This is a genomic window from Croceibacterium xixiisoli, assembly GCF_009827305.1.
Taxonomy (GTDB): Bacteria; Pseudomonadota; Alphaproteobacteria; order Sphingomonadales; family Sphingomonadaceae; genus Croceibacterium_C; species Croceibacterium_C xixiisoli.
Window position 1 is genome coordinate 399795 of the sequence record NZ_WTYJ01000002.1, and the last position, 26944, is coordinate 426738.

Annotated in this window: 25 protein-coding genes and 1 tRNA gene; 7 read left to right on the forward strand and 19 right to left on the reverse strand. The window is 64.2% G+C overall.

Annotated elements, in window-relative coordinates:
- Positions 1-41 precede the first annotated feature (41 nt).
- Positions 42-1109, reverse strand: coding sequence for a DUF6882 domain-containing protein (locus GRI97_RS11000; RefSeq protein ID WP_161391230.1), 1068 nt, complete (start codon positions 1107-1109; stop codon positions 42-44).
- A 230-nt stretch (positions 1110-1339) separates the two neighbouring features.
- Here GRI97_RS11000 and GRI97_RS11005 point away from each other — a divergent pair, with 230 nt between their 5' ends.
- On the forward strand, positions 1340-2416 hold the full coding sequence (locus GRI97_RS11005) for a catalase family protein (protein ID WP_161391231.1): 1077 nt from the start codon (positions 1340-1342) through the stop codon (positions 2414-2416).
- 18 nt (positions 2417-2434) lie between these two features.
- Here the strand turns inward: GRI97_RS11005 and GRI97_RS11010 are convergent, their stop codons facing one another.
- A complete protein-coding gene (locus GRI97_RS11010; protein WP_161391232.1) occupies positions 2435-3139 on the reverse strand; it encodes a hypothetical protein in 705 nt (234 codons plus the stop codon).
- A 355-nt stretch (positions 3140-3494) separates the two neighbouring features.
- Here GRI97_RS11010 and gdhA point away from each other — a divergent pair, with 355 nt between their 5' ends.
- Both gdhA and GRI97_RS11020 read left to right on the forward strand, forming a co-directional pair.
- Positions 3495-4838, forward strand: a complete 1344-nt coding sequence (gene gdhA, locus GRI97_RS11015; RefSeq protein ID WP_161391233.1) for an NADP-specific glutamate dehydrogenase — start codon at positions 3495-3497, stop codon at positions 4836-4838.
- Between the two features lie 220 nt (positions 4839-5058).
- Positions 5059-5397 (forward strand): hypothetical protein, encoded by a 339-nt coding sequence (locus GRI97_RS11020; protein ID WP_161391234.1) that lies wholly within the window; start codon positions 5059-5061, stop codon positions 5395-5397.
- Positions 5398-5478: 81 nt separating this feature from the next.
- Here GRI97_RS11020 and GRI97_RS11025 read toward each other — a convergent pair whose 3' ends face one another.
- From GRI97_RS11025 to GRI97_RS11035, 3 genes are all read right to left on the reverse strand, one after another.
- Complete coding sequence (locus tag GRI97_RS11025; protein ID WP_161391235.1) at positions 5479-5634, reverse strand: hypothetical protein; 156 nt, start codon at positions 5632-5634, stop codon at positions 5479-5481.
- Between the two features lie 149 nt (positions 5635-5783).
- The gene (locus tag GRI97_RS11030) at positions 5784-6041 is read right to left on the reverse strand and encodes a helix-turn-helix domain-containing protein (protein WP_161391236.1); all 258 of its coding nucleotides are present in this window, start codon (positions 6039-6041) and stop codon (positions 5784-5786) included.
- Positions 6042-6266: 225 nt separating this feature from the next.
- Positions 6267-6614, reverse strand: a complete 348-nt coding sequence (locus tag GRI97_RS11035; RefSeq protein WP_161391237.1) for a helix-turn-helix domain-containing protein — start codon at positions 6612-6614, stop codon at positions 6267-6269.
- A 334-nt stretch (positions 6615-6948) separates the two neighbouring features.
- Here GRI97_RS11035 and GRI97_RS11040 point away from each other — a divergent pair.
- The 3 genes from GRI97_RS11040 (at position 6949) to GRI97_RS11050 (ending at position 8524) form a co-directional block, all read left to right on the forward strand.
- A tRNA-Val gene (locus GRI97_RS11040) sits at positions 6949-7024 on the forward strand.
- A 141-nt stretch (positions 7025-7165) separates the two neighbouring features.
- Positions 7166-8008, forward strand: coding sequence for a toxic anion resistance protein (locus tag GRI97_RS11045; protein WP_161391238.1), 843 nt, complete (start codon positions 7166-7168; stop codon positions 8006-8008).
- A gap of 39 nt (positions 8009-8047) precedes the next feature.
- Positions 8048-8524 carry a hypothetical protein gene (locus GRI97_RS11050; protein WP_328598537.1) on the forward strand — a complete coding sequence of 159 codons (477 nt, stop codon included), beginning with the start codon at positions 8048-8050 and terminating at the stop codon, positions 8522-8524.
- Between the two features lie 51 nt (positions 8525-8575).
- Here the strand turns inward: GRI97_RS11050 and GRI97_RS11055 are convergent, their stop codons facing one another.
- The 11 genes from GRI97_RS11055 to GRI97_RS11105 form a co-directional block, all read right to left on the reverse strand.
- The gene (locus tag GRI97_RS11055) at positions 8576-9367 is read right to left on the reverse strand and encodes an AIM24 family protein (protein WP_161391239.1); all 792 of its coding nucleotides are present in this window, start codon (positions 9365-9367) and stop codon (positions 8576-8578) included.
- 19 nt (positions 9368-9386) lie between these two features.
- Positions 9387-10310, reverse strand: coding sequence for an HpcH/HpaI aldolase/citrate lyase family protein (locus tag GRI97_RS11060; protein WP_161391240.1), 924 nt, complete (start codon positions 10308-10310; stop codon positions 9387-9389).
- Positions 10307-11413 carry a cysteine protease StiP domain-containing protein gene (locus GRI97_RS11065; RefSeq protein WP_161391241.1) on the reverse strand — a complete coding sequence of 369 codons (1107 nt, stop codon included), beginning with the start codon at positions 11411-11413 and terminating at the stop codon, positions 10307-10309. The genes GRI97_RS11060 and GRI97_RS11065 overlap by 4 nt, the downstream gene beginning before the upstream one ends.
- On the reverse strand, positions 11403-12149 hold the full coding sequence (locus tag GRI97_RS11070) for an HAD family hydrolase (RefSeq protein WP_235917766.1): 747 nt from the start codon (positions 12147-12149) through the stop codon (positions 11403-11405). Before GRI97_RS11070 ends, GRI97_RS11065 begins: the two co-directional genes overlap by 11 nt.
- The gene (locus GRI97_RS11075) at positions 12149-13267 is read right to left on the reverse strand and encodes a phosphoribosyltransferase domain-containing protein (protein WP_161391243.1); all 1119 of its coding nucleotides are present in this window, start codon (positions 13265-13267) and stop codon (positions 12149-12151) included. Before GRI97_RS11075 ends, GRI97_RS11070 begins: the two co-directional genes overlap by 1 nt.
- Positions 13261-14427: a trypsin-like peptidase domain-containing protein gene (locus GRI97_RS11080; protein ID WP_161391244.1), complete on the reverse strand. Its 1167-nt coding sequence runs from the start codon at positions 14425-14427 to the stop codon at positions 13261-13263. Before GRI97_RS11080 ends, GRI97_RS11075 begins: the two co-directional genes overlap by 7 nt.
- 18 nt (positions 14428-14445) lie before the next feature.
- Positions 14446-15021, reverse strand: coding sequence for a TerD family protein (locus GRI97_RS11085; RefSeq protein ID WP_161391245.1), 576 nt, complete (start codon positions 15019-15021; stop codon positions 14446-14448).
- Positions 15022-15056: 35 nt separating this feature from the next.
- Positions 15057-15635: a TerD family protein gene (locus GRI97_RS11090; protein WP_161391246.1), complete on the reverse strand. Its 579-nt coding sequence runs from the start codon at positions 15633-15635 to the stop codon at positions 15057-15059.
- Between the two features lie 15 nt (positions 15636-15650).
- Positions 15651-16736 carry a DUF475 domain-containing protein gene (locus GRI97_RS11095; protein ID WP_161391247.1) on the reverse strand — a complete coding sequence of 362 codons (1086 nt, stop codon included), beginning with the start codon at positions 16734-16736 and terminating at the stop codon, positions 15651-15653.
- A 94-nt stretch (positions 16737-16830) separates the two neighbouring features.
- The gene (locus GRI97_RS11100) at positions 16831-18033 is read right to left on the reverse strand and encodes a TerD family protein (protein WP_161391248.1); all 1203 of its coding nucleotides are present in this window, start codon (positions 18031-18033) and stop codon (positions 16831-16833) included.
- A 25-nt stretch (positions 18034-18058) separates the two neighbouring features.
- The gene (locus GRI97_RS11105; RefSeq protein WP_161391249.1) at positions 18059-18640 is read right to left on the reverse strand and encodes a TerD family protein; all 582 of its coding nucleotides are present in this window, start codon (positions 18638-18640) and stop codon (positions 18059-18061) included.
- A gap of 212 nt (positions 18641-18852) precedes the next feature.
- On the opposite strand from GRI97_RS11105, the gene GRI97_RS11110 reads away from it, so the two are divergent.
- Positions 18853-23379: an AAA domain-containing protein gene (locus GRI97_RS11110; RefSeq protein ID WP_161391250.1), complete on the forward strand. Its 4527-nt coding sequence runs from the start codon at positions 18853-18855 to the stop codon at positions 23377-23379.
- 32 nt (positions 23380-23411) lie between these two features.
- Here the strand turns inward: GRI97_RS11110 and GRI97_RS11115 are convergent, their stop codons facing one another.
- From GRI97_RS11115 to nhaA, 3 genes are all read right to left on the reverse strand, one after another.
- Entirely contained in the window at positions 23412-24431 is a 1020-nt protein-coding gene (locus tag GRI97_RS11115; protein ID WP_161391251.1) for an ATP-grasp domain-containing protein, read from the reverse strand.
- A gap of 71 nt (positions 24432-24502) precedes the next feature.
- Positions 24503-25330, reverse strand: a complete 828-nt coding sequence (locus tag GRI97_RS11120) for an undecaprenyl-diphosphate phosphatase (protein ID WP_161391252.1) — start codon at positions 25328-25330, stop codon at positions 24503-24505.
- 129 nt (positions 25331-25459) lie between these two features.
- On the reverse strand, positions 25460-26656 hold the full coding sequence (gene nhaA, locus GRI97_RS11125) for a Na+/H+ antiporter NhaA (RefSeq protein ID WP_161391253.1): 1197 nt from the start codon (positions 26654-26656) through the stop codon (positions 25460-25462).
- Positions 26657-26944: the final 288 nt, after the last annotated feature.

Sequence of the window (26944 nt, forward strand, 5' to 3'; positions counted from 1 at the left end):
ATGTATGTTGCGCCCCGGTCGTCGCCGGGGCGCAACAGCGCTCATTCCTCTTCGGCCACCGGCTTGGGCCAGACGAAACCCTTGCCCCAATCCAGCAGAATATCGGTGATCTTCGGCGCCCCGTCGATCCGTTCCACGCGGTGGATCGTATCGCCGAAGGTTTTGAACACCGCCACCACCAGCGCGCCACCGCCCGGATGGGGCACGGTGAAATTGATCCGGTGGCGGGATGCATCATGGTCGGATGGCCAGCCGAGCGAGGACGGCAGCCAGTAATCATCCTCACGCGCCCAATAGCGGTGGTAGATTTCCACCTTCCGTTCGATCAGCCCGCCCATTTGCGGGTTGCCGCCATCATGCTTGCCCGCGTGATATTCGGCGTCGATCGGCAGCATTTCCGCATCCTGCGCTCTCACCAGTTCGCCGGCTTGTTCCAGCAGCGCCGGATCGGCGGGCGTCTGCGCAGCCGCCGTGCCGGCGCGGATCGCCAGGAAAATCGACGTCGAACCATTGGTGATGCAGCGATAGACGCCATCGGCCCCGCCAACCTGTGCTGCCAGCGCCAGCAGCGGCATCAGCGTGTCGAAGGTGACGGTCTGCACCGGGGTGGTCAGCGCCGGGTGCCTGGCCAGTGACGGATCGCTGCCCTCGTCGGCCAGCGCCCGCAGGGCAGCGGCATCGCGGATCATCTCGGGATGGACCGAGGAATTCGCCCAACCCCACATGAAGCTGCGGTCGCGCGGGTCGAAGCTGCCGATGATGGTGGCGGGAAGGGACAGATCGGGCCGGTCGGGAAAATGCAGCGTCAGCAGGCCGGTGGTCTGATCGACCGAGAAATTCTCCTCCAACCCGATACCATGATCGCGCGCCAGGGCGATGTTCTGCTGCACCAGCCAGGCCGATGCGGCATCCAGCCGGGGGGCGAGTGCGCCAACCGGTGCAAGCGCAGGGTTGGTCGCAGGGGGTGGGGTGTCGGTCGATGTCTGACCGGCGGGGGACAGCGTTTGCTGCACGCGGGTCACGCGGCCCTGCTCGTCGCGTTCCACCTCGGCATCGGCGGGCGCCGCGCTTTGATCACCGGCCATCAGCCTGCGCAGCCAATCCAGCATTCCTCACCTCGCTATCCGTTTCTCCTGATCGTCAGACTATGCGGCGATTTCCGCGTGGTCACGGCAGGGGGAACAGGCAAGGGGCGCGATTGCGGCGGGCCGTTGCCTGAAGCGGCCAGGCAGAGCCGTCATGGGCGGGGCAGGCGACCGCGCCGCCCAGCCAGAGCAAGGAACCGCGCCCCGGCGTTGGCGGTTGTCTGGGCAAACCCCAATTCACGAAAGGCCATGCCATGTCGCTCCCGCCCCCGATCCGTTTCGACCCCGCGCTGGAACAGCCCACCGAAGAGGAAGCAAGCGTGGTGGCCGATCTGAACGAAAGTTTCGACGAGATCATGGAAACCACCTACCGCGATTGCGGCCATGCCCTGCGCGCGGTCCATGCCAAATCGCATGGTGTGCTTCAGGGGACCTTCGTGGTGGACAGTGATCTGCCGCCCGAACTCGCGCAGGGTGCTTTTGCCCGCCCCGGTGAACATGCCGCCTATGTCCGGCTTTCCACCAATGCGGGCGATATTCTGGACGATACCATTGCCCTGCCGCGTGGCCTTGCCATGAAGATCTGCGATGTGCCGGGGGAAAGGCTGCCGGACGCAGAGGGCGAAGCGCAGGATTTCGTGATGGTCAACAGCCCGGCCTTTGCCGCACCCGATGCGCAGTCTTTCGGCAAGGATCTCAAGCTGCTGGCAAAGACGACTGACCGCGTCGAAGGGCTGAAGAAGGTTGCGGCCGGCATGGCGCGTGCGGGTAATGCTGTGCTGGAAGCGGTGGGCGCTGATCCTTCGTCTTCGCTCACCATGCTGGGCGGAATGCCCAATGTCGAACCATTGGGCGAAACCTATTATTCGGCGGTCCCGTTCCGCTATGGCGATCACGTCGCCAAATTCATGCTGCGCCCTGCAGCTGAATGGATGGAGCAATTGTCAGGCGAAACCATCGATCCGGTGGGGCGTGAGAACGCCATCCGCGAAGATGTTCGCGCGGAAATGCAGCGCGGGGATGCGGAATGGGAATTCTGCGTCCAGCTGCTGCGTGATCCCGAACGCCAGCCGGTGGAAGATGCCTCGGTCGAATGGCCGCGGCATATTTCCCCCTATCAGCGGGTAGGCCTGCTGCGCGTTCCGGCGCAGGACAGCTGGGATCAGGCGCAGGTGCAGGCCATCAATGAAGAAATGCGCTTCAGCCCCTGGACCGGACTGGAAGCACACCGGCCGCTCGGCCAGGTCAACCGCGCCCGGCGGGACACCTATCGCCATAGCGCCGACTTTCGGGCGCGGATGAACCTGTGCCCGATGCACGAGCCGGGCTGAAGGAGCGACGGGGCTGGTTCAGTCCGCCGCACTCCCGTCTGCGGCCGAATCCATCGTCAAAACCGTCAGCAATGATATCCCGGCGTCTCCGTCCTCCTCGCAATCCACTCGCAGGATGGCCGTCGCGGCTGTGCCGCTTCGGTCATCGATGCGCCGGGCGCTGATGGGCCTGCATGCGTGCGTCCGGCCTGACAGCAGGTCAGCGGTACCGATCGGCGCGATACGACTGTAATCGCCCAGCACGCCCGCCGTGGTCTGCAGCGTGGCATCCATCTGTTGCAGGATCGCCGCCATCGGGGCACGGGCAGTGCGTCCATCGGCAAAGGTCAGCACCATCACGCCATCGACATCGGCTGCCGTACCCGTGTTCCAGCCCTCGGCCGGTGGATCGCCATCGCCGATCAGCGGCATTCCCCCAGCGGCGGTGAGCAGGGCGAAGGGATCGACGGCGTTGGCTAGCGGAACAGCCCGGGCGATCCGCCGGTCGCCCATCGGATCGATATCGAAATCCGCCTCTGATCGCATGCGATAGACCGGATATTGCTGCTCCCTGCCGGTCGCCCGGTCGATGACGATCAGGATGGTGTCGCGCTGTTCGGCATAATATTGGCCGAGATTGTCCTGCGTCGTTCGCAGCACCATCACCTGGTTGGGCGTACTGCCAAACAACACATCGCGCACGGTCAGCATGTCGGGTGGCGTCGCTGCTGCAGGATGGGCCAACGCGCCCCCCAACAGCACTGTCAGCCCAAATCCCGCGCCTGACAAAACCCGCATTTCAGCCTCCACCCCGCAGCAACTTGACAGGTTCGATCACAGTTTTGCGCATGGCCAGCCCTGTTACCACCTTGGACATCCTGTTTCGCGAGATAATCATCCGGTTCGACAGTAGCATTTTGCAAATCTGCGCCTCATCAACATTGTACGCAATAATTCTGCACAATCTGATCCATGTGCATTGTCTTTATTGCGATGCTCTCGCATGGAGCGGTGCAAACCGGCCGCGCACAGTGGCCATCCACCGGCCCTGACCCGAAAATCGGGCGGGGCTCCCCGTTCTTTCAGGAGGAACACCACTATGATCGACGAGAAGCTTCAGCCGATCCTCAACGATGTGTTCGCGCGCAATGCGGGCGAAACCGAATTCCACCAGGCGGTGACAGAGGTGCTCGAAAGCCTCGGCCGGGTGATCGCCAAGCGCCCGCAATATGCGGACAATGCGCTGATCGAACGGCTGTGCGAACCCGAACGCCAGATCATCTTTCGCGTGCCGTGGCTGGATGACAGCGGCCAGGTGCAGATCAACCGTGGCTTCCGCGTGCAGTTCAATTCGGCGCTCGGGCCCTACAAGGGCGGCATCCGGTTTCACCCGTCGGTCAATGTCGGGATCATCAAGTTCCTCGGCTTCGAACAGACGTTCAAGAACGCGTTGACCGGCCTGCCGATCGGCGGGGGCAAGGGCGGATCGGATTTCAATCCGCGCGGCCGCTCGGATGCGGAAATCATGCGTTTCTGCCAGGCCTTCATGACCGAATTGTCGCGGCATATCGGCGAATATACCGATGTTCCGGCGGGCGATATCGGCGTGGGCGGGCGTGAAATCGGCTATATGTTCGGCCAGTACAAGAAACTGACCAACCGCTATGAAGCCGGTGTCCTGACTGGCAAGGCGCTGTTCCACGGCGGATCACGGGCGCGCAAGGAAGCGACCGGCTATGGCGCAACCTATTTCGTGCAGCGGATGCTGGAAACCCGTGGTGAAGGCTTCGAAGGCAAGCGCGCGGTGGTCTCCGGATCGGGCAATGTCGCCATTTATACCATGGAAAAGATCCTGGAATTCGGCGGCACCATCGTCGCCTGTTCGGATTCCAACGGCTATGTCGTCGATGAAAACGGCATCGATCTGGATCTGATCAAGGAAGTGAAGGAGGTCCGCCGCGAACGGATCAGCGAATACGCGCGGCTGCGCGGTGAAGGCGCGCATTATGTCGCCGGCGGATCGGTGTGGGATGTTGCCTGCGATGTGGCCATGCCCTCTGCCACGCAGAACGAACTGACCGGCAAGGATGCCCGCACGCTGATCGCCAATGGCGTGAAGGCCGTGGGCGAAGGCGCCAATATGCCGACCACGCCGGACGCGGTGAAGCTGTTCCAGGAAGCCGGCGTGCTGTTCGCCCCGGGCAAGGCTGCCAACGCCGGCGGTGTCGCCACCTCGGCACTGGAAATGCAGCAGAACGCGTCGCGCGATAGCTGGAGCTTCGAACAGACCGAACAGCGGCTGGCCACGATCATGCACAATATCCATGATCTCTGCGCCGAGACCGCCGATGAATATGGCGCACCGGGCGATTACGTCCTGGGCGCCAATATCGCCGGCTTCGTGCGCGTGGCCGAAGCCATGGACGCGCTGGGCGTCATCTGACAATTGCGCAATGGAATGCGGGAAGGGCAGCGTCCTTCCCGCGTTCTGGACGATCCGGAAGCTTCGCCGATCCCGCCTCTCGCGCTCATCGCGCCTCTGCACCTTATTCCGTCTGGCCCGAGCCCGTCGAAGGCCAGCCACCAGCCCTCAGCACGCACCACCCGATTCAACCCGCAGCCGCCTCAGGCCAGTCATTCCTCCCGCAACGGGGGGACAGCCATTGCCAGCACACACCACCAGGCACGATTTCAGCTGCTGGGAGAGCTGGCCCGAACGTCTGGACGTTTTTCGAGACTCCCCTGATCAGGACCTGCTGGCCTGCCTGCACAGCCTGATCCACGACGCCGCCTCACGCCATCCGCCCGATCACACGGTCATGCAGGCCGCACAGGGCGCCCATGATTGCCTGGCCGATGACGGCACGCGCGACCTCACGGAACTCGATGCCATTTTCTGTGAAGCCGCAGCCGAGGAAACCTTCAGAAAATGGCAGGCACGTGGTGCCGCTATGGGCCGCCGAGAGGCCCAGCGCCGCGAATACGCTAATGGCTGCGCATAACCATGTTACCAAACCACAGGGCCGCCCAATGGGCGGCCCTGATCCGGTTTCATGACCGGATATCAGCTCTGCTGTGGCAAGTCACTGATTGCGGTGCTTGCTTTCGTCAGGTTGTCGACTCGTGCCGCGTTCTTCCTGCTGTTGCTGGCCGCTGCGATCACGCCCTTCGCCGGCTTGATCGGGCCGCCTGCCTTGCTGGTTTTGCTGACGGTCGTGCTGGTCGTTGGGGTTAGCCATGAAGGCTCTCCTTTCTGTCCATGCCGCATGCTTGCGACATACCCTCAACCAGCAAATCCAGCATGTTATCCCGTATACTTCGGTCAATCGGATCAGCCGTGGCCTCTATGCGACAGACTTTATCGGGTTCCGCCGTGGATCGGTTCAGCTCAGCTCAGCTTGTCGAGCGAGATCGAAAGCGCCGCCGCAAGCACCATGATCGTGCCGGCTGCCACTTCCACCCGACCCGATTCGATCCGGTCGATCTGTTCGGACTGCACGCCCGATGCGCTCGCCAGATCCTCCCGGCTCATGCCGCGATGCTCGCGATAGACGCGCAAGGGGCTCTCACCCGATATGATCCGCCGGATGCAGCTGGCGGGCAGGGTCTGATCTTCGGCTGCAGCTTTCGCAGCGCGCTGGCGCAACCCTGGAAGGGATCGAAATGGGGACGTCATAGGAATACCTCTCATCAGCCGCTTTGCGCGATCTGTTTCCCCCGACCAGCCGAGCTTACACACTTATACTGATATTGACGAGGTCAAAATTCTGCCATGCGGCGGGTGGAGCGGCAAACCGGCCCAGCCGCCATCGCGGATCAATCGGCCACAGGGTGACCCCCATGGGCATCCGAGGCAAAAACCGGCTCCGTTTCAGAGCTCCGAAAGGACCAGTTCGATCGCACGGCGGCCGTCGCTGGTGAGGGAAAGAATGATCCGCCGGCTATCTGCCTTGTCTTCCGCCCGCTGCAACAGCCCGCCTTGTTCCAGCCGATCGATGATGCGAATTGCGGTGGCGCCATGCTCACCTGATGCGATGACCATCTGCTTCACATAGACCACGCCCCCCTCGGCATCGGCCGCATACAGTTCAAGAAGGATATCCCAACCAGAATCGCGAAAAAGGCCCTTGGGCATGATTTTGGCCAGGTCCCGTCTTGTCTGCAGCAGGTTCCTTGCCCGCGTGGCCAGTGTCGGGGGGTGAACCTCCGGCACCGCCATCTGCCAATCCTGAGCAACGCTGTGCGCGCTTCTTTTTTCCAGCATGGAATGGCAACCCAACATAATCTCCCTCACATGTTTCTAGGCAATTTGCTGATCGCAAATGCAATTGTCGAGAGGGCTGATCCGCGCTTAACAACAATCTATGGGCAAGGCAGAGCCAGGTGCGACCGGCTCTCGGGAATTTCGCATTTGTTTCCACGGTCCGATCATTCATGGAATTCCAGCCAGACTTGGCTTGGAAATCCGGAGCCCGTGTCGTTCCATCCTGCTCCGCTATCAGGCGGGTTGACGTACCGCGAGATTGGGGTATTGCGCCGCATCCGGTGCGCCGGGGCGGTTAGCTCAGTTGGTAGAGCATCTCGTTTACACCGAGAGGGTCAGCGGTTCGAGCCCGTTACCGCCCACCATTTCCACAGACATCGTTGGTGTGCGCCAGAGGCGATCCTGCGCGGGCGCGGGGTTGAGAATGGTTTTGCCGTCTCCTAGATGATTGGCCTTCGGCATCAGCAAACGAGGGCAAGAACAATCATGCAGGGACCGTCGGGTCGATGAGCGATCCTGCCGCCATGGCCCGGCAATTGCTGCGGCAATGGCTCAATTCCCCAGATGAAGAGGTTCTACGGTCGATCGATCTGCTCGGACGGGCGGCCATTCGCGCAGCGGCCAATGCGACCGTTCGGCTGTCGCGCAGTTCGGATTCATCCGCGCCGGCAGGCGGCGTGCTGGCCGAACTGGAAGCATTTGCCGCCAGCTTCTCCGGCGATCCCGCACCGCGTCGCCGATCATGGTTCGGCGCGCGCCCGGCACCCGAACCATCTCCACCAAATCTCAACACTCTGGTCGAGCGGCTGGAACGGGAACGCGATGCCATTGCCCACCGCATGATCGTGCTGGCGGCAGACCGGGACAAATTGCAGGAAAGTCAGGCCGATCTGGATCAGGCGCTCGAACTCATCCGCAGGCTCGGCACTGTGGTAGCGGCCGGGGTGCGCGAACTCGCGCACGATCAGCCGGGACGCTCTGCCTTCCTTGATCAGACCGTGACCCCCGCACTTCTGGTCCGCGAACAGGATGTGCTGACCCAGCAGACGGTTACCAACCAGGGCGTGCTGGCGCTGCAACTGGTGGAAGAAGGGCAGCGGGTGCTGGGGCAAAGCCTGGAACGCGCCTGCGAAACCACCATCGCCGTGCTGCGCACCGCCATCGCCACCCGTCAGGCGGTGGCCGGCCACCGCGATCTGCTGGAACAGGCCGATGCACTGGACCGCAGCGCCCAGGCGGCCCGCGAAGCGCTCGGTTCCCACCGCGACGCGGAACGCGCGCTGGCCGATGCGGTGGAACAGGTCCGCCGTGCGGTGGACGCCACGCAAAGCCGCTCCGCCGCTTTCTAGCGGCTGGCATCTGGCGAAACCCTCGCTTACTATGTCTGCGTGACAGGCTTTTTCGACCGATTTGTGCAATGGATCAACGGTGGCACTCCGCCCGCCGTGCCCGCTCCCCTGCCGGAACCTGCCCGCGCCGAACCGGCCATCAATGCGGAGGATCCGCGCCTGCCCGACACTTCGCGTCCGCTCGTGGCGCGGTTGCTGGTGCTGGTGGCGGATATTGAGGCGCGCACGCAAGATGATGCGCTGATGGTGTCGGCGCTGACAGAGGTGCGGCAATTGCGTGACCGGCATCTGCCGCTGCTCATCACCAGCTATGCCGAAATTCCGGCGTCCCACCGGGCGGAAATCTTCCGCACCACCGGGCATTCGGCCAGCTACAATCTGAACCAGGGCATCGAAAAGATGATCGCCCGGCTCGAAACCCTGTCCCGCTCTCTGGCGCAGGAAGACATAGACAGTTTTTCGGACAATCTGCGCTTCATCGATCACCGCTATGGCAGTGATGACCCCTTGCGCTGAGGCGTAGGCGGGGGCGCCATTTCGCGCCCCCGCTCACCCATTTTCACCTGTTTATCCGAGGCGCAGGGTCGGGGTCAGCCACACGGTGCCGCGCCCGCGGAACACGAACACCAGCCCTTCGCCGCTGCGCATCGCATTACGCAATCCGCTGACGAGCGGGCGCAGTTCCACCTGCAGACCGGCCGAATACATCAGCATCAGATCGCCATCGACGATCAGTTCGTCCTGGCCGTTGAGCTCCACCACCTCGATTTCCTCGACCGGCACCGGCGCCTCGACGACAAAGGCGCCGCGCCCGGTCAGCTTGGGCTGCATCAGCCCATTGCCGGAAAGCACGCCCTGCACCGAACGGTGGATGTGGGTGGACAGCTCGATATTGGCGTCGCAGGCGTAGAATGCGCCATCATCCAGGATCAGCGCATCTTCCGGCCCATCCATGGATGCCAGGATGAAATGCTGTGCCGTCGCTTCGGTCCAGACCTCGCCCTGACCCGAATAGCGGGTGGCAAAGGCGCTTTCGCCCGTTCCGGCCGATGTCATCGCCCGCTTCAGGAACCCGCCGGCGCCGGTGTTCTTCTGGATATCGACCTGCAGCCGGCCATGCGCATATTGCAGCGCGCCCGGTTCCAGCAAGGCGGCGCCGCCTTCCAGCACGATCCGCACCTGCCGTGCGGTCACGGCATTGGGGGAAGGGAAGGCAAACGGGGTGGCGATGCCGCCGGGCGAGCCATCAGCCAAGGGGGAATGATGGCCCAGGGCATAGGATTTGCGCCGGAATTCATAGAGTTCAAAACGGGTGCTGGCGCTGCCCTGTTCGTCGGTCTTTACGCGATAGTCGCTCATGGCATCCTCCGTTTTCTGATCACGCCCTCAGCACCAGGGCATCGGCAATTCCGAACTGGGCGGCACGTTCCAGCAGCCGTTCGGCCCAGCGGCGATGGGTTGCCGGTTCGCACATCACGCCGTCGCGGCCGAACACGGCCGGGCTGCTTTCGGCCAGCACCAGCCGCGCCTCTTCCACCTCATCCGCCTCTGCCGCCAGGGCATTCTGGATGATGGGGATCTGTGACGGATGGATCGCCGTCTTGGACATCAGCCCATGTTCGATGTCGCGCATCACCTCTTCGCGGAGCAGGGCGGTGTCGGCATAGCGTTCCAGCACCGGCGCCGTCAGGGCGAAGCCCCAGGGGGCGAAGCCGGCCACCAGTTGCGCGATCACGCTGCCCAGCGGCCCGTCATAGGCGGTGCGGTGCGGGTTGCGGCGCAGTCCCATGGCCTGCAACAGATCATTGCCGCCCACGCGCAGGGCCAGGATGCGATCCTGCACCGCCAGCAATTGATCGCGAAAACGGCGCATTTCCTGCGGATCGCAGACCTCGCGGGTTTCCAGCGTCGGCATCAGCCGGTGCCGGTCATGCAGCGGCAGGGCCAGATAGGCGGGCAGGGTATCGGCATGCGCCTTGGGCACCACGAAACCATCGACATGCTCGATCCCCGGCATGCAGAGGATGTGTTCCAGCATCACGGCGGAGCGCGGGCGGATGAAGATCAGCGGATCGGCCGGCGCGGCATCGCGGGCCAGAAGTTGACGAAGGAATACAGACAGATGGCTCATCGCCATCGGCAGGTCTTCTTCCCGCACCGAATCTTCCAGACACAGCACGACGGAACGCAGTCCGGCCGGCCGGCGCGGGCCCAGCACATATCCGAACAGATCGCCCCGCATGCAGGGAATATACAGCGTGGCGCCCAGCGACATGGGCGAAATCGAACCGGTAATACTCATGCGTCGTTCCCCAGGCTGCGAATGATCGCGACTGCACGATATCGGGCGTTATCGCCCAGCGGTTCCACCGGGATGCCGTGGCCGGCTGCCAGATGGATCAGATGGGCAATGTCTTCATCCTGCGGATCACGGATCAGCAGGCGTTCGGGCATGCGGCGCAGCAGGGCGCGGGTCGCCTCTGCAATGCCGGGCTTGATCCGGTTGCGGTCGCCGGTTTCTGCCTGTTTCAGCAGCGTTTCCAGCATGTTCTCACAGGCTTGGGTCAATTGCGCGCGCCGGTCTGCATGGCCGGAAATCGGCTGCGGCACGGCCTGTGCGGCCATCGGGGCGATCGCTTCGATAAAGTCACGCGACAGATCAGCATGTGCATATTGCGGATAGGTGACACAGGCGTGAAAATCCCCGGGCCCGACCACCGTATCATTCAGGATCGAACGGCTGACCAAGCCGGAAACGATGCCGTTCAAAAGACCGGAGGCGATCAGATAGTCATCATCGGTTGCGGCAATGTCAGCCTGTCCGGAAGGATCGGCGATCACGGCCAGAACAGGTTGAAATCCATGCGGATTATCGGCCAGCGTGGCGCGCAGTTCGCGGGCGATGGCGCCCTTGCCGGTCCAGCCGTCGATGAAGACGGCGTCGCGCGGATCATGCCGGGCGGCGATATGGGCCAGGGCGACGTGATCGATGCCGCGATCGCGGATGATGCTGACCGAATAATGGACAGCCTGGTGCCCCTGGGCGCGCAGGGTGCGGGTGAGCAGGACGCCGATGGGCGTGCCGGCGCGGGCGAGCGACAGCAGCACGATTTCCCGCCCCGGTCGACGCGCGGCGAGGGCCGCCGCCAGGCTCGCCACATCACGCGCCAGCCGCGCGCCGTTACGCGCCAGCGCCGCATCATACAGCGCCAGATACGCCGCATCGGGAATATCCTCGGGCGCGATCATTTCCGAATAATGCCGCCGGCCCGATTGAATCGCCGCCTCCTTGGCTGCGACATCGGTCGCCGCCATGGTGACGGGCTTCAGAAGGAAAGTGACGTCGGCGGGGTCGTAGCTGCCGGAAAATCCGGCCTGGGCATTCGGCAAAGCATCAGCCTCCATGAAACATGGTCCCGGCCAGCTGCGAACGCGGCGGCATCATCGCGTAATCGCACAGCGCCATGAAGGGCGCATCGGTCAGGCTGTCGCCGATGCCGATCACCGGCGCATCGGGGAAACGGGCACGCAGGCCCGGCAGGATGTGGGCGACGGCATGTTCCTTGCCCAGATAGGGCGGCATCAGCGCGACATTGTTGCCATTGCGATGATCGGTCCAGCCAAGGGGCAGGGACGGCACCGCCGCATCGACCACGGCGAACAGCGCATCGTGATCCATGTCGGTATGCTTGGCCAGCGTATAGAGCGGCAACTCGCCTTCCATCAGCACGCGGGCATTGATGGTGACATTCTGCGCCGCAGCCTCGGCAGAGATCGCTTCGGCCAGGCCGGCCAGTTCGTCGGCATATTGCGCGGCCTTGCCGGTGATGATCGCTTCCCATTCGGGATCGACGGCGCCGGTATCATCCAGCACCACCCCGCCATGGGCGCAGACGGCGGCGGTGAAGGGGATGTGGGCCCGGCGCAGCGCGTCCAGGCTGCGGGCGGTCACCGGCACCAGATGGGTGGTTTCGGCCAGCCACTGAATGAAACGCATCTGGCGGGGCGTGGCATAGCTGAGCGGCGAGCCATCGGCCGCGAAGCCGAGCGGGGTCAGCCGGTCATGCGGAATGTCCGGCGGGCATTTGCGAATGGTCTGGAACAGCGTGTCATCCAGATCGACCAGGGCGATAGCCTGCATTACTTGTCCCATCCGATCAGCGTGGCATCCAGCGCGGCGACCAATGCGGGGTCGATCGTGCCGGCCCCGGTTTCATGTGCGATCCAGTTGGTGCGGTGATCTGCCGGATCGGCGTTGTAGAGATAGTTGGGCACGCCGGTCGCATAATTGTCGGCGAAGCACAGCCGGGTCTTCATCGCCTCTGTCACGCGGGCGGGGCTGCGGCTGGTCGACTGGACCACCACATCATGACCGAGTTGCTCCATGCGTTCGGCCAGGCGGAAGGGCAGATAGGTGAACTCGCCGGTGCCAACCACACGCAGGGCGCCTTGAAGTGGGGGCAGGGCGCTCTCCGGCGCGGTGCCGACGGGCGCATCGAGCCCGAGGCGACCGAAATTGCGATGCGTTTCCATCCGCCCCAGTGAGGCGGCGGCCACGTCGAAGGCATTGCTGGCCGCAATCACCTGCCCCTGGGTCCATTCCAGCCGGCCGCGCAGCAGGGCAGCGATGGTGGTGGGGCGGGGCATCTTCGCCTGCCAGTCGCGCCCGACCGACCAGTCGGTCAGCGTCGCGACCACGATCGTTTCCACCGCCGGCCATGCGGTGACGAGCGCTTCGGACAGATTGCGCAGCGTCGTGCCGGTCGAGACTTCATCATCGACGATGACCAGCGAACGCGGGCCGTTTTCGGGAAGTCCTGCGATATCCGGGCGATAGATCAGATGGGCCGAAGCATGGCTGTGCGGTTCCTCGAACCGGCAGAGCAGCGGATGATCGAGCAGCTGGCGGGTGGAATGGATGAAGAAAATGTCATCCCGCCCGCTGGCCAACCGCAGTTCCTCATGAATGGTCTGGCCCAGGCACACCGCCGTTTCGGCCAGCCCGACCACCATCACCGGGCCGGGCAGATCGGCGGGGATTTGCGCCGCCAGATCCCGCACGCTGCGCCGCATGGTGTGCGGGGCGACCGGAATATGCCGGCCCAGCACGCGCGACACGATCAGCAGGCTGCGGCGGGGATTTTCGCGAGAGGCGAAATCGCACAGATCGTCCAGCGGCCAGATTGCATCTTCAATGGTAATATCAAGGCGACCCGTCGACAGTTCTATCGATCGGACATTGTCCTGCAGTGTCAGCATTCGCAACTGATCCGCGCGATGGCGTCACGCGCCTGGCGGACCACGGCGGCCCGCCCGATGATATGGGGGTTTGGACCGGCCATCGGCGGTTCAATGCCGAAGGAATCGAGAAAACTGAGGATGATGGCCCCCTTGATGCCAAAGTTGATGTTTTCCGCACTGCCGCCGGATTGGCGGATGCTTTCGAGATTGAGCGAGGAACTGACCAGCCCGACCAGTTGGCCGGCCATATCCAGAATGGGGCCGCCGCTGTTGCCGCTGGCGATCGGGGCGGTGAACTGAAACACCGTGCTGTCATTGCCGATGCCGCACAGCGCGGCGATATTGCCTGCGCTCGCCTGCGGCCCGGTGCCGAGCAGGCCCTGCAGCGGGAAGCCGAGCGCGACGATGTCTTCGCCCAGATGCAGCCCGATTTCGGAGCGGAACTGGGCGTGGGCGGTCAGGGTGGTTTCAACCCGGATCAGCGCCAGATCGTTGCGAGGATCGGCGAACACCACCACCCCTTCGATCGGGCGGCCATGGGCATGGACGGTGACCGATCGGGCGCCGTCGACCACATGGGCATTGGTGAGGATATGATGCGCATCGATGGCAACGCCGCTGCCGGTGGAGGTGCCACCGCGCGGTCTGTCATGGCCGCCAAATTCACGTTCGGGCGGCTGCAGACGGGGGATCATCCGCTGGACCCAGCCATGATCGATGCCATGCGCGCTGGCGATGGCATTGAGGCCCATGGCAAAACCCTGCCCATTGGCCGACAGGCGCCAGGCCCCCTGATGGCGGTAGCATTCGATCAGGATGACGGCGGCATCATCGCGCCCGCGCAGATCGGCGGTAAAGCGCATCTCTCCGCTGCCGATGGTCAATGTCAGCGGGGCGGCGATCGGCCGGTTGCCGCTGTCGAAGGCGACCAGCAGCAGCCGTTCCACCGCAGCGGGAATGTCGGGGATGGTCAGCGCCAGCCGGTCGGCATCTTCGAACCGGGCGGCCGGGCGCATTTCGCGCGTCACGCTATCGATGGGCGGGAAATCGGCAAGTGATTGCCGATCCGCACCGAGGGCGATCAGCGCCAGGGTCGGCAGCTGGCCCCCATTGCCGGAGAGCACGAAGCTGCACTCGCCGGCAATGGGGGCACGTTCGCCCGCAACAAGATCACGCATATGCGGGCGCGACGCAGATCAGATGTTGACGCCGAAGGACGATGCAAGCGGGCCGAGCCCACCGGCAAATCCCTGGCCGATGGCCTTGAACTTCCATTCGCCATTGTGGCGATAGAGTTCGCCGAAGATCATCGCGGTTTCGGTCGATGCATCTTCGGACAGGTCGTAACGGGCGATTTCCGCGCCGCCGCTGGCATTCACCACGCGGATATAGGCATTGGAAACCATGCCGAAGTTCTGCTTGCGGTTGTCAGCATCGTGGATGGTGACGGCAAAGCTGAGCTTCGTGATCTCGGCCGGAATCTTGTCCAGCGCGACGGCCACGACTTCATCGTCGCCATCGCCTTCGCCGGTCTGGTTGTCGCCCTGGTGGACGACCGAGCCATTGCCGCCGTTCTTGTTGTTGTAGAACACGAAATCCGCGTCCGAGCCGACCTTGCCGGCATCATTGAGCAGGAACACGCTGGCATCGAGATCGAACCCGCTGCCATCGGTGACGCGGGTATCCCAGCCAAGGCCCACGCTTACGGCGGTGAGGCCCGGTGCTTCCTTGCTGAGGCTGACGTTGCCGCCCTTGGAAAGCGATACTGCCATCTGTCTTTACTCCCTTTATGTGGTGTAGCCCGGCTTCAGCCGATGCTGACGCCGTAATTGCGGGCGAGCGGGCCGAGGCCACCCTGGTAACCCTGGCCCACGGCGCGGAACTTCCATTCGCCATTGTGGCGATAGACTTCGCCGAAGATCATCGCGGTTTCGGTGGATGCGTCTTCGGCCAGATCGTAGCGGGAAATTTCCCGCCCGGTCACGTCATTGACAATCCGGATGAAGGCGTTGGACACCATGCCGAAGCTCTGGCGGCGGCTTTCGCCATCATGGATGGTCACGGCGATGGCGATCTTCTGCACATCGGCCGGCACGCGGCTGAGTTCGACCTTGAGCGCTTCATCGTCGCCGTCGCCTTCGCCGGTGCGGTTGTCACCGGTGTGTTCGACCGACCCGTCCGAGGAACGCAGGTTGTTGTAGAAGATGAAATCGCTGTCCGCACGGACCTTGTCGCTGGTGTTCAGCAGAAAAGCGCTGGCATCCAGATCGAAATCCGCGCCATCGGTGGCGCGGGTGTCCCAGCCGAGCCCGATCAGGATCTTCGACAGATTGGGTTCTTCCTTGGACAGGCTGACATTGCCGCCTTTGGACAGGCTTACCGACATGAATTTCTCTCCGGATCAGTTGTGGTTGGACGTGTCGCCAGGGGCGGCGGCTTCTGCCGCCTGTTCCTGACGCTTGTGAAGCAGCGATGCGTAGAGCGAGATCCCGATCAGCGCCGCGCCGATCAGGCCGGTGATGGTTTCGGGGATATGGAACTGCACCGACATCAGCATGATCGCGGCCAAGGCGATGATGGCGTAGAACGCGCCATGTTCGAGGAAGCGATATTCGGCCAGCGTGCCCTTTTCGACCAGCATGATCGTCATCGAACGCACGAACATCGCGCCGATGCCCAGGCCCAGGGCGATGATGAACAGATTGTTTGACAGGGCGAAGGCGCCGATCACGCCATCGAAGGAGAAGGACGCGTCGAGCACTTCGAGATAGAGGAAGCTGGCAAGGCCCGATTTGACGACGGTGCCCGTCACCGCATCACCCACGCCCTCTTCGCCTTCCTGTTCCAGCAGCGCGCCGACGGACTGGACCGCGATGTAGATTAGCAGGCCGAAAATGCCGGAGGTGATGAAGGTCATCGCATCGGACGGGCTGAGCGAGCGCGACAGCAGATAGAGCGCCAGCAGCACCAGGCCGATGGCCAGCCCCGAAATCTTGGAAAGGTCGGAAAACGGCCGTTCGATCATGCCGATCCAGTGCACATCCTTGTCTTCATCGAGGAAGAAGGTGAGGCCGACCATGGCCAGGAACGCCCCGCCGAAACCGGAAATGCCGATATGGGCGCCGGTGATGATCTCTTCGTATCGGGCCGGATCGCTGGCCGCCAGAATGACCGCGTCGATCGGACCCATTTTTGCGGCGATCGCCACGATCGCCAGCGGGAAGATGATCCGCATCCCGAACACGGCGATCAGGATCCCCCAGGTCAGGAAGCGGCGGCGCCAGACTTCATCCATGTCGCGCAGCACCGTGGCATTGACCACGGCATTGTCGAACGACAGCGATACCTCCAGCACGCCGAGCACGGCGACGATCCACAGGATCCCCAGCGTGCCGCCGACCGTGCCGGTGGTTTCCCAGCCCAGCCAGCCGGCCAGACCAAGACAGATCGCGGTGAAGAGAAACGAACCTTTGTAATACTTTAACACGCAAACCCCCGATGCCGCATGCGGCAAAAATCCTGCAGCCTTGTGTCCGTCGCGATTTTCCAGTCAGCAGGTTTCCACCTGCTGGAAAATCGCGTCAATCCTTGCTGCCGGCCGTCCAGCGCAGGCCCCAGCCCAGACTTTCATCCAGCACCTTCTGATCGCGTACGTAGTCCACAATACGTGTCGCTTTCAGCCTGCCACCGTCATTTTCGATCAGAATGACACCACACAGCCGCTTGTCATTGCGGCCTTCGGTCATGCGCACCTCGATCGGCGGCTGATCGGGCATGGTGATCAGCACCACGCCATCGGTCTGCTGCCAATTGGGCACGCCGGAATAGATATTCGCGAAAACGGCGATGCGGCGGATTTCGTTCCAGTTCGCGCCATTGATGCGCAGGGTTTCCCCCTGCGACACATCGCCGGTCCGATCATCGCCGGACAGCGCGATATAGGGCGGCTGGTGGAACGACCCGAAAACATTGCCCAGCGCCTGGACCACGCCTTTGCGGCCGTCGGCCAGTTCGAACAGGCAGCCCAGATCCAGATCGATCGCCGATCCGCCGCCGAAGAAGCTCTTGCGCCCGCGCGACCAGTTCAGATTGACGACGATTTCGCCAAAGCTGCTGCCGCGCTTTTCCAGGCTGACCGCCTGGCCCGGCTTTTCCAGCGTCACCTTGCTCAGATTGACCGGAGCGGAAGGGGGCGGGGCCGGAGGTGGTGGTGGCGGAGGGGGCGGAGGCGGGGGCGGTGCGGCGGGTGCCTCTTCCGCCACATCGATCCCGAAAGATCGCGCCAGCGGGGCCAGCCCGCCGTTGAACCCTTGCCCGACGGCGCGGAATTTCCACTGCCCGTTGCGGCGATACAGCTCGCCGAAGATCATGGCCGCTTCGCTCGCCCCGGTCAGTTGCGGGCGATAGGACAGCGCCACCGGCCCGCCGCTCGACGCGACCGACAGGCTGGCGCCTTCCAGCAGGGCCAGCGTCTGGCCCTTCGATTGGGCTTCGTGAATGGTGACGCAGAACACCACCCGCTCGATATCGGCGGGCAGGCGGGCAAGATCGATGTCGAAGGTGCCCCGGCCCGATCCGGCCGAAAAGCGCACCCCGCCATTGCCGCCCTGCGGCTGATTGTAGAACACCATGTCCGCATCATTGCGGACCTTGCCCGCCGCCGTCAGCAGATAGGCGGAGGCATCGGCATCCACATCGCGGCCACCGGCGATATTCCAGGCAAAGGATACGGCCAATGCGTCGCCCGGCACGGGCGCGTTGCCGCCTTGCTGCAGTTCGGTCATGTCAGGGCTCTTTTCCGGTCCGCGCTCAAAGAGCGTTCTGGATGGCAGGCATCATGTCCTGGAAGGTGCGGCCGCTGGTGCGATCGCCCAGCGCCTTCATGTCCCAGCCATCGCCGCTGCGCACCAGCTTGGCCATGACCTGGCCGGTATGCGAGCCCGCGCCCGTCAGGTCAAAACGCGCCAGTTCCGCGCCATTGGTCGAATCGACCAGCCGGCAATAGGCGTTCTCGATCCGGTCGAAACTGTCACCCAGGAAGCTGTTCACGGTGAACAGCAGGGTCTGAATATTGGCCGGCACGCGGGTCAGATCGACATTGATCACCTCGTCATCGCCGTCGCCCGCCCCGGTACGGTTGTCACCGCTGTGGATGATGCTGCCATCCTGGCTGGCCAGCTGGCGGAACCACACCTGATCCAGCAGCTGACCCTGCGCGTTGAACAGCAGGCAGGATGCGTCGAGATCGATTTCGGCGGTGCCGCCGGTCAGCTTGGCAAAGAAACCCTTGGGCTGGCGGACATCCCAGCCGAGCCCCATGGCTACGCGCGTCAGTGTGCCACCGCCGGATTTTTCCAGACGGACCGATTGTCCCTTTGTCAGACTAACCACGTGTCACTCCCGATCTTTGATCCACACCCACCACGCACGCAGACTAGGTCCAAGCGCTGTCTCTTCGCAATAGCGAGAGAAATGAAATTTCTCTTCCCATCGGCTGACCTGCCCTATTATCGCGTCATTCCCCTTATCCGGTTTACCGCGGCAGTTTTTTGACACGGGACTGTGTGGATGAACCTTTGGCCAGGAATGGATCTGCGACGCCGATGATGGTGGAAACTGACCGGCTTCTCGCGCTGCTGGATTACGTTGAGGCGACCGAACGCGACCGTTTGCCCACTGTAGTGGACATGGCAGATTATCGCGGCTTCCGCCGATTGGGCGATGACATCATCAAATTGCCGGGCGTGCTGGTGAATCTGCGTGAAGGGGACGATCATCTGTGGCTGCGGGTGGAACGGCTGGTCCGTCGCGCCCCGCCGCCGCCTGAAAGCGCGATCCTGCGGCCGTGGATCGATTTGGCCGATGATGTGACCAGTCAGCCGACACTGCGATCCGAAATCCCCAATCCCCGGTTCGGCAATCCGGATGATGCCCGCGATGGCGAGCCCACGCTGCGGTTGCAGGATCATCCCGATCGGGAGGTGCTGGAAGCGCTGCTGGCCGGCTATCTGCGGGAAATCTGGTCCCCCTGGGCGCTGGAGGAAAGACCGCGTCGGCAGGCGATCGATCTCTACAACAATCTGTTTTCCCTGCGGCAGGCGCTGGATGGCGCATCCGAGCAGCCGGTTGAACTGGTCTGGGGCATCGGCATGGCCCGCTGGACCCGGCCCGACGCGCGGCTGAATCATCCGCTGCTGGCGGTGCCGGTCGAACTTTCGCTCGAAGACCAGAGCCATGCCATCGTGCTGCGCCCGCGCAGCGAAGCGCCGACCAGCATCGAGGCCGGTCCACTCGATGCGCTGGGCCTGCCTTCGGTTGATGAATGGCGCAAGGGCGCGCAGCGGCATTTCGACAATTCCGAAGGGGAAGGGCTCAGCCCCTTCGATAGCGAAAGCTTTGCCCCGGTACTCCGGCGGGCCGTGGCGCTGCTCGACCCCGATGGGCATTATCTGCCGGATCTGGGCGAACGGCGCGCGCCGGGCGCCGACAGCCTGCAGGTTGACGGTGGCTGGGTGCTGATCGAGCGGACGCGCCGGGCCACGCAATTGATGGATGATCTGCGCCGGTTCCGCTCTGCCATCGAAGGGATTGAACAGCCCGATCAGCTGCCCCCGGCGGTGCTGGCTCTGTTGCAAGCGCCGGCCGATGCCGCCGCGCCGGTCGAATATCCCGATTATCGCGGGGTTTCGACCATCCCGGGCGTGACATCGTCGGATGGGGCGGGGCAGGATCTGTTTTTCCCCAAGCCGTTCAACCGCGAACAGGTGGAGGTGATCCAGCGCCTGGCCACCCGCCCCGGCGTGGTGGTTCAGGGACCGCCAGGCACGGGCAAGACCCATACCATCGCCAATATCATCAGCCATTATCTGGCCCAGGGCAAACGCGTGCTGGTGACGTCGCAGAAGGCGCCGCCGCTGAAGGTTTTGCGCGACAAGCTGCCCGCCGCGGTGCGCCCGCTGGCCGTCAGCCTGGTGGACAGCGATCGGGATGGGCTGCGGCAGTTCCAGGAATCGGTCGATATCATTGCCGACCGTTTGCAGCGGACGCGCCCGGCAGAACTGGCGCGCCAGATCGAGGCGCTGGATGCCCGGATCGAAGCGCTCCATCGCGGGCTGGCCCGGATCGACCGGCAGGTGGAGGATATCGGGCGGGGCGCGATGACGGCGGTGACGTTGGAAGGCGCCCGCATCGAACCGGCCGATGCGGCCCGGCGATTGGTGGCGGCGGGTGATCTGGCCCGCTGGCTGCCCGATGCGATCGATGTGATTGCATCGCATGATCCCGAATTCGACGATGCCACCATTCTGAGCCTGCGGGCGGCACGCAAGGCGGTGGGTGACCGGTTGAGTGCGCTGAATCTGGCCCCGCCGCCGGACAGTCTGCCCGAATCCGGCGTGTTGATCGACCTGCACAGGGATCTGATCGAAGCGGAACGGATCGAAGCGCAAACCAGCGGCGCCGATGGGCTGGCGCCTGGTGTGCCGACCGAACAGATATCGGCCATCCGGGCGGAGGCGGCGGAACTGCAGCAGGCGATCCATGGGCCTGACGCCGCGCCCTTCGCCTGGTCGCGCGACATATTGCAGCGCTGGCGTAGCGATGATGACGATGCCGTGCTGGCGGCACTCGCCGGGCTGGAACCGCAGATCGCCGCCGTCGCGGCAGAGGCGCGTCATTTCCTGGTCCGACCGGTCATCCTGCCCGATGGGGCGCTGGGCGACACCGGTTTCCGGGAGGCGGTCGAAAATTTCGCCCGTGGTGAAGAGATCGGGCTGTTGCAGAACCTGTTCGCCCGCCAGTTGAAGGCCCAGATTGCCGCCGTGCGACTGTCTGGTCAGGCTCCAGCGGATGCAGCAGAATGGGCCGAAGTCGTCCGCTTCCTGTCTGTGCTGGATCAGGCGCAGCGGTTGGCCGCAGCATGGAACAATGTCTGCATGCATGCCGGTCTGGATGCGGCGATAAACGATCAGCCGGCGATTGCCGAGGCGATGCGGCGACAGCTGGACCATGTCATGGCGCTGCGCCGATTGGCCCGGCAGGAACGGGACCTGCAGGCGGTTGCCCGGCAGATCCTGCCCGGCTGGCGCGGCAGTGTGGCGGGCAATGCTGCGGGTCTGGCCGAACTGGGGGATTTGCTGGATCGCCATCTGCTGCGCATCCGGCTGTCGATGGCAGAAAACGGGCGCGACCAGCTGCGCACGATGGTCGCGGGTATCCAGGGGCCGATCGGCGAGCAGCTGCAGGCGATGGCGGACAGCGCGCTGGGCGCGGCTGAAACCGATGCCGATCTGCTGGGCCAACGCTGGCGCGCCGCGCTGGGAGAAGCCGCTCTGCTGCGATCGCTGGCGCCGCATTTTGCCGAAATTCGCCACGGCACCGGCCTGATCGAGGAAAACGGCGCGCCCCAATGGGCACAACAGCTGCGCAGCGAACCGGTGATCGGGGAAGATGATCCGCTGACCCCGGGCGATTGGCGCGAACGCTGGACCTTGCGCCGGTTGGCCGGTTGGCTGGCCCGGGTAGACCGACATGATCGGCTGCGGGCGCTGGGCGCCGAACGCCCCGAGCATGAGGATCAGTTGCGCCGCGCGTATGAGGAATCCATCGAACAGCGCACCTGGTGCCGGCTGGCCGAGAAGGCGAGCGATCAGGTGCGTTCCGCCCTGGCCGCCTATGCCCAGGCCATGCGCAAGGTCGGGCGGGGCACGGGCATTCGTGCCGGGCGCTATCGCAATGATGCCCGCGCCGCCGCCGATCGGGCCAAGAATGCGCTGCCCTGCTGGATCATGCCGCATTACCGGGTTTCGGAATCGCTGCCGGCCGAACTGGGTTTGTTTGACCTGGTGGTGATCGACGAGGCGTCGCAATCGACGCTGGCCGCCCTGCCGGCGCTGCTGCGGGCCAAGCAAATCCTGATCGTGGGCGATGATCGGCAGGTCAGCCCAGATGCCGGTTTCCGCGAGGAAGCGCGGATGAACCTGCTGGCAGAGCGTCATCTGGGCGGGCAGCTGATCGATTACCGGTCAGCCATGCGGGAAGAAAAATCGCTCTACGATCTGGGCACGGTGGTGTTTGCCGGTGGGGCGATCTTGCTGAAAGAGCATTTTCGCTGCGTCGGTGCGATCATCGAATATTCCAAGGCGCAGTTCTATGCCCATCAGCTGGTGCCGCTGCGCCTGCCCTCCGCATCCGAGCGGCTGGATCCGCCGCTGATCGATATTCTGGTCGAGGACGGTTATCGCAAGGGCAAGGTCAATCCGCCGGAGGTCGACTGCATTGTCGATGCCATTTCCCGGATCGCCGACGATCCGGCGATGCAGCCCCGGACCATCGGTGTCACCACGCTGCTGGGGCAGGAACAGGCGGTCGCCATATTGACCGCAATCGAGCAGGTGCTGGGGGCGGAGGTAATGCTGCGGCATGACATCCGCGTGGGCGAGCCCGCCGCCTTCCAGGGCGACGAGCGCGACATCATGTTCATCTCGCTGGTGGCGGAACGCGGCAGTTCCGGCCTGTCCGGGCTCGCCTATGAACAGCGTTTCAACGTGGCGGCATCGCGCGCGCGGGACCGGATGGTGCTGGTCCGTTCGGTGGAGCTGGAAGATCTGCGCCCTACGGACAAGCTGCGCCGCAGCCTGATCGAACACTTCCACGCGCCCTTCGCTGCCGAAAGCACGCTGGTGGCCGAACGCCGGGCCCGCTGCGAATCCCCGTTCGAAACCGCCATGTATGATCTGCTGGTCGAACGCGGATATCGCGTGGACACGCAGGTGGCGGTGGGCACCAAGCGGATCGATCTGGTGGTCGAAGGGGCAGATGACAGCCGTCTGGCCATCGAATGCGATGGCGACCGCTATCATGGGCCCGAACAATGGCCCGATGACATGGCCCGGCAACGCATGCTGGAACGCGCCGGATGGACCGTGTGGCGTTGCTTCGCCTCTCGCTTCATCCGCGATCAACAGGGCGTGATCGACGAACTGACCGGAGTGCTGACCGCGCGTGGCATCGTGCCGGAAGCGGGCGATTTGCCACCCAGCCGCCATACCGAACATCGCCGCTGGCGCTCTACGCCGGAGGAGGCGGAGCATGTGCCCTATGCCTGGCTGGTGCCGGTCGATCCGTTCTGATCGGGTAGTGCCGCTGACATTGGCTGAGCCGATCAGCGCAGGCTTCGGCTCGGCTCAGCCAGCGTCACCGTGGTGATCTCCGCATCAATCTCCGAATCGAAGGGCTGGGCCGCCCCGGTGATCAGATCGATCCAGGTCGCGCAAAACGGAATGCCGACCTCGTCGCAATAGGAAGCGCCGCCGGCGGCGCGGGCGTTGATTTCCAGGATGCGCCATTCGCCCTGGCGGTTCTGCTTGTACTGGACGTTCAGCGCGCCGTGCAGTCGGTGCTGCTGCACCAGGCTGGTGGCGTGGGCGATCAGATCGTGCCGGGTCTGGATGCGCTGGCGGTTGGCGTCCAGCTTCGTGCGGACGGCGGCCAGCAGCACGGTGCCATTGTCGGCCACGATATCGACCGAGGATTCCAGGCCGGGCAGATGTTCCATCACCAGCAAAGAGAAGCTCTGGCCCTGATCTTCCGCCTGACGCAGCGCGGCGGCATAGGCATCCGGGCTGATGCAGCGGGCATCGGGATCGGCCAGATGGGTGAGCGGGGCGGTGGCGTCCAGCGTCCAGTAGCCGGCGCCATAGACGCCCCGGCTCGGCTTGACGCAGGCGGCGCCCTGCGCCCCGGCCATGGCGGGCACGGCGGCGGTGAATTCGGCGGCCGTGGTCACCACCCGGGTGGGGCAGAGATAGGGTGAGCCGGCCAGCGAGGCGGAGAAAGCGGCCTTGTCATCCAGCAAGTCCAGCGTGTCCGCATCGGCGGCGATGACGACGCGCAGGCCGGCGGCGGCGAACAGGTCCAGATTGCGGGCGACATCCATCTTGCCCCGCTGCGGCACCAACACATCGATGCCGCGTTGCTGCGCGGTTTCGATCAGCCAGGCGGTGTAATCGACCGCGCCACGGGCCGGTTCCGTCCAGAAGGCGGGGGCGATGTCGCGCACGGGGGAGGCGGCATCCAGCGCGCTGATGCTCAGATCGGTCTGCGGCCGGTCGAGCAGGATGCGGCGCACGAAATTGCGCATGGAAAACGACTGATTGAACCAGACCTTTTGAGGCGTTGGCATCGGTGTTGGTTGTCCTGAGGGGAGTGCAGGCTAGGGAAGCCGGCAGGGCGGGGCCGCCCTGCCGCAAGGGATCACATGGCCGAGAGCGTGCCCGTTGCCAGCAGGGCCAGAATGCCCGCGCCCAACGCCAGGCGGTACCAGACGAAGGACATGTAGCTGTAATTCGACACGAGCTTGAGGAAGACCACGATCACGCCATAGCCGACCACGAAGGCGACGGCGGTGGCCAGCGCGGTTTCGGCGAAACCGAACGGGCCGAAATCGCCCCAGTGACGGGCCAGCTGATAGAAGCCCGATGCCAGCACGGCGGGGATCGCCAGCAGGAAGGAATAGCGCGCAGCCGCCTCTCGGGTGTAGCCGAGGAACAGGGCGATACTGATCGTGCCGCCCGAACGCGAGACGCCCGGGACCAGCGCCATGGCCTGCGCAAAGCCGAGCAGAATGCCATCGCGCATGGTCATCTGGTTGAGTTCTTTTATGCGGCGGCCGAACCGGTCGGCGACGCCCAGCACGATGCCGAAAATGATCAGCATGGCGGCGGTGATCGCCAGATTGCGCAGCGATCCTTCGATGAAATCCTTCAGCAGCAGGCCCAGGATGGAAATCGGCAGCGTGCCGATCAGCACCAGCCAGCCGAGCCGCACATCGGGCGCCTCTGCCGCAATGCGGCCCATCGGGGACCGCAGCCAGGACATGGCGATGCGCCAGATATCCTTGCGGAAATAGATCAGCACGGCGGCTTCGGTGCCGATCTGGATGATCGCGGTGAAGGCCGCACCAGGATCGGTGGCGGCGGGGAGGAATTCACCGGCGATGCGGATATGCGCGCTGGAGGATACGGGCAGAAATTCGGTCAGCCCCTGAATCAGGCCAAGTATGATCGCGTCCAGCCAATGCATCTCTGGTGTCATCCCTCACTTACAGGCAGCCCGGCATGTCGCCATGGGGCGAGCCATCTATGGCCTATTGAGCGGGATTGCACTGACAATATCGCTGCGCTGCACCATTGTTGCGCAAGGAACGGCTGTTCAGGCGGGGTGGAGCGGGCGGGCGCCGGTGGCCGGGGCCAGCCGCAGCACACCCCATCCGGCGATGCCGGCCAGCAGCGAGCCACCGATGATGCCGATCTTCACCTCTTCCTGCAGCAGCGGATGGCCGGCGAAGGCGAGCAGGCCGATGAACAGGCTCATGGTAAAGCCGATCCCGCACAGCAGGGCCACGCCCAGCAATTGCGCCCAGGATGCGCCGAGCGGCATGTCGGCCAGCCCCAGGCGGATGGCGACGGCGGCGCTGCCGAACACGCCGACCAGCTTGCCCGCGAACAGCCCCAGCGCCACGCCCAGGGTTAGCGGATTGACCAGCACTTCGGCCGTGACGCCCGCGAGCGAGACGCCGGCATTGGCGAAGCCGAAGATCGGGATGATCAGGAAGGTGACCCAGCCATGCAGCCCGTGCTCAAGCCGGTGCAGCGGGGATGTGACCATGTCATCGGGCGCGGCGGGCGTGTGGCGCAGGGGAATGCACAGCGCCAGCAGCACGCCGGCGATGGTGGCATGCACGCCCGACTGCAGCACCAGATACCACAGCAGCGCGCCCAGGATCAGATAGGGGACCAGCGACTGCACGCAGCGGCGGTTGAGCATCACCAGCAGGGCCAACACCCCGGCGGCCAGCGCCAGGTGCAGCAGGGAGACCGTGCTGGTGTAGAACAGCGCGATGATCACCACCGCGCCCAGATCATCGATGATCGCCAGCGTGGTGAGGAACAGTTTCAGCGATGTCGGCACCCGGCTGCCCAGCAGCGACAACACGCCCAGGGCAAAGGCGATATCGGTGGCCGACGGGATCGCCCAGCCGCGCAGGGTGGTCGGATCGCCGGCGTTGAAGGCCACGAACACCAGCGCCGGCACCGCCATGCCGCCCGCCGCCGCGATGCCGGGCAGGATGCGGCGGTTCCAGCTCGACAGCTGACCGTCCAGCATCTCCCGCTTGATCTCCAGCCCGACGAGCAGGAAAAACCCGGCCATCAGCAGATCATTGATCCAATGGAGCAGGCTGAGCGGGCCGATGTGGCGGTCCAGCGCGGCGAAATAGGCGGGGGCGAGCGGCGAATTGGCCACCACCATGGCCAGCGCGGCGGTGCCCATCAGCACCAGCCCGCCGGACGCGGTGTGATCCAGGAAGCCGCGGAGCATCGAATAGGGGCGGCGTGCGAGAGACGGCATGGGAAGCCTCCTGACAAATACGGATCCAAGATTCTCCGTATTCAGACGGGCGGGCCGTCCGGGCGCACGCAGCACACGCCTGGGATTGTTTTCGGAAATGCGGCTTGCGCTGTCAACCTTCAGCGAAAATCGGCGGCCATATCCCATCTGGTAGATGCGGGCGCTGCCATGCTCTGCGATAGCGGTGGCAACGGCAGTGCTCATCCGGAAGCTTGCTTCCGATGTCAGCGCCTTGCGATGCCCGCCGATGCGACCCGCGCGTGCCCGCACTGACCCGCCCCCTGGCTG

Excerpts from the sequence above, each read along its gene's own strand:
- GRI97_RS11065 (WP_161391241.1), bottom strand. The coding sequence starts at position 11,413 with ATGGAGGCTGATGCTTTGCCGAATGCCCAGGCCGGATTTTCCGGCAGC.
- GRI97_RS11110 (WP_161391250.1), top strand. The coding sequence starts at position 18,853 with ATGATGGTGGAAACTGACCGGCTTCTCGCGCTGCTGGATTACGTTGAG.
- GRI97_RS11005 (WP_161391231.1), top strand. The coding sequence starts at position 1,340 with ATGTCGCTCCCGCCCCCGATCCGTTTCGACCCCGCGCTGGAACAGCCC.
- GRI97_RS11085 (WP_161391245.1), bottom strand. The coding sequence starts at position 15,021 with ATGGCAGTATCGCTTTCCAAGGGCGGCAACGTCAGCCTCAGCAAGGAA.
- GRI97_RS11045 (WP_161391238.1), top strand. The coding sequence starts at position 7,166 with ATGAGCGATCCTGCCGCCATGGCCCGGCAATTGCTGCGGCAATGGCTC.
- GRI97_RS11090 (WP_161391246.1), bottom strand. The coding sequence starts at position 15,635 with ATGTCGGTAAGCCTGTCCAAAGGCGGCAATGTCAGCCTGTCCAAGGAA.
- GRI97_RS11070 (WP_235917766.1), bottom strand. The coding sequence starts at position 12,149 with ATGCAGGCTATCGCCCTGGTCGATCTGGATGACACGCTGTTCCAGACC.
- GRI97_RS11055 (WP_161391239.1), bottom strand. The coding sequence starts at position 9,367 with ATGAGCGACTATCGCGTAAAGACCGACGAACAGGGCAGCGCCAGCACC.
- GRI97_RS11025 (WP_161391235.1), bottom strand. The coding sequence starts at position 5,634 with ATGGCTAACCCCAACGACCAGCACGACCGTCAGCAAAACCAGCAAGGC.
- GRI97_RS11115 (WP_161391251.1), bottom strand. The coding sequence starts at position 24,431 with ATGCCAACGCCTCAAAAGGTCTGGTTCAATCAGTCGTTTTCCATGCGC.
- GRI97_RS11035 (WP_161391237.1), bottom strand. The coding sequence starts at position 6,614 with ATGGCGGTGCCGGAGGTTCACCCCCCGACACTGGCCACGCGGGCAAGG.
- gdhA (WP_161391233.1), top strand. The coding sequence starts at position 3,495 with ATGATCGACGAGAAGCTTCAGCCGATCCTCAACGATGTGTTCGCGCGC.
- GRI97_RS11060 (WP_161391240.1), bottom strand. The coding sequence starts at position 10,310 with ATGAGTATTACCGGTTCGATTTCGCCCATGTCGCTGGGCGCCACGCTG.
- GRI97_RS11120 (WP_161391252.1), bottom strand. The coding sequence starts at position 25,330 with ATGCATTGGCTGGACGCGATCATACTTGGCCTGATTCAGGGGCTGACC.
- GRI97_RS11075 (WP_161391243.1), bottom strand. The coding sequence starts at position 13,267 with ATGCTGACACTGCAGGACAATGTCCGATCGATAGAACTGTCGACGGGT.
- nhaA (WP_161391253.1), bottom strand. The coding sequence starts at position 26,656 with ATGCCGTCTCTCGCACGCCGCCCCTATTCGATGCTCCGCGGCTTCCTG.
- GRI97_RS11080 (WP_161391244.1), bottom strand. The coding sequence starts at position 14,427 with ATGCGTGATCTTGTTGCGGGCGAACGTGCCCCCATTGCCGGCGAGTGC.
- GRI97_RS11000 (WP_161391230.1), bottom strand. The coding sequence starts at position 1,109 with ATGCTGGATTGGCTGCGCAGGCTGATGGCCGGTGATCAAAGCGCGGCG.
- GRI97_RS11100 (WP_161391248.1), bottom strand. The coding sequence starts at position 18,033 with ATGACCGAACTGCAGCAAGGCGGCAACGCGCCCGTGCCGGGCGACGCA.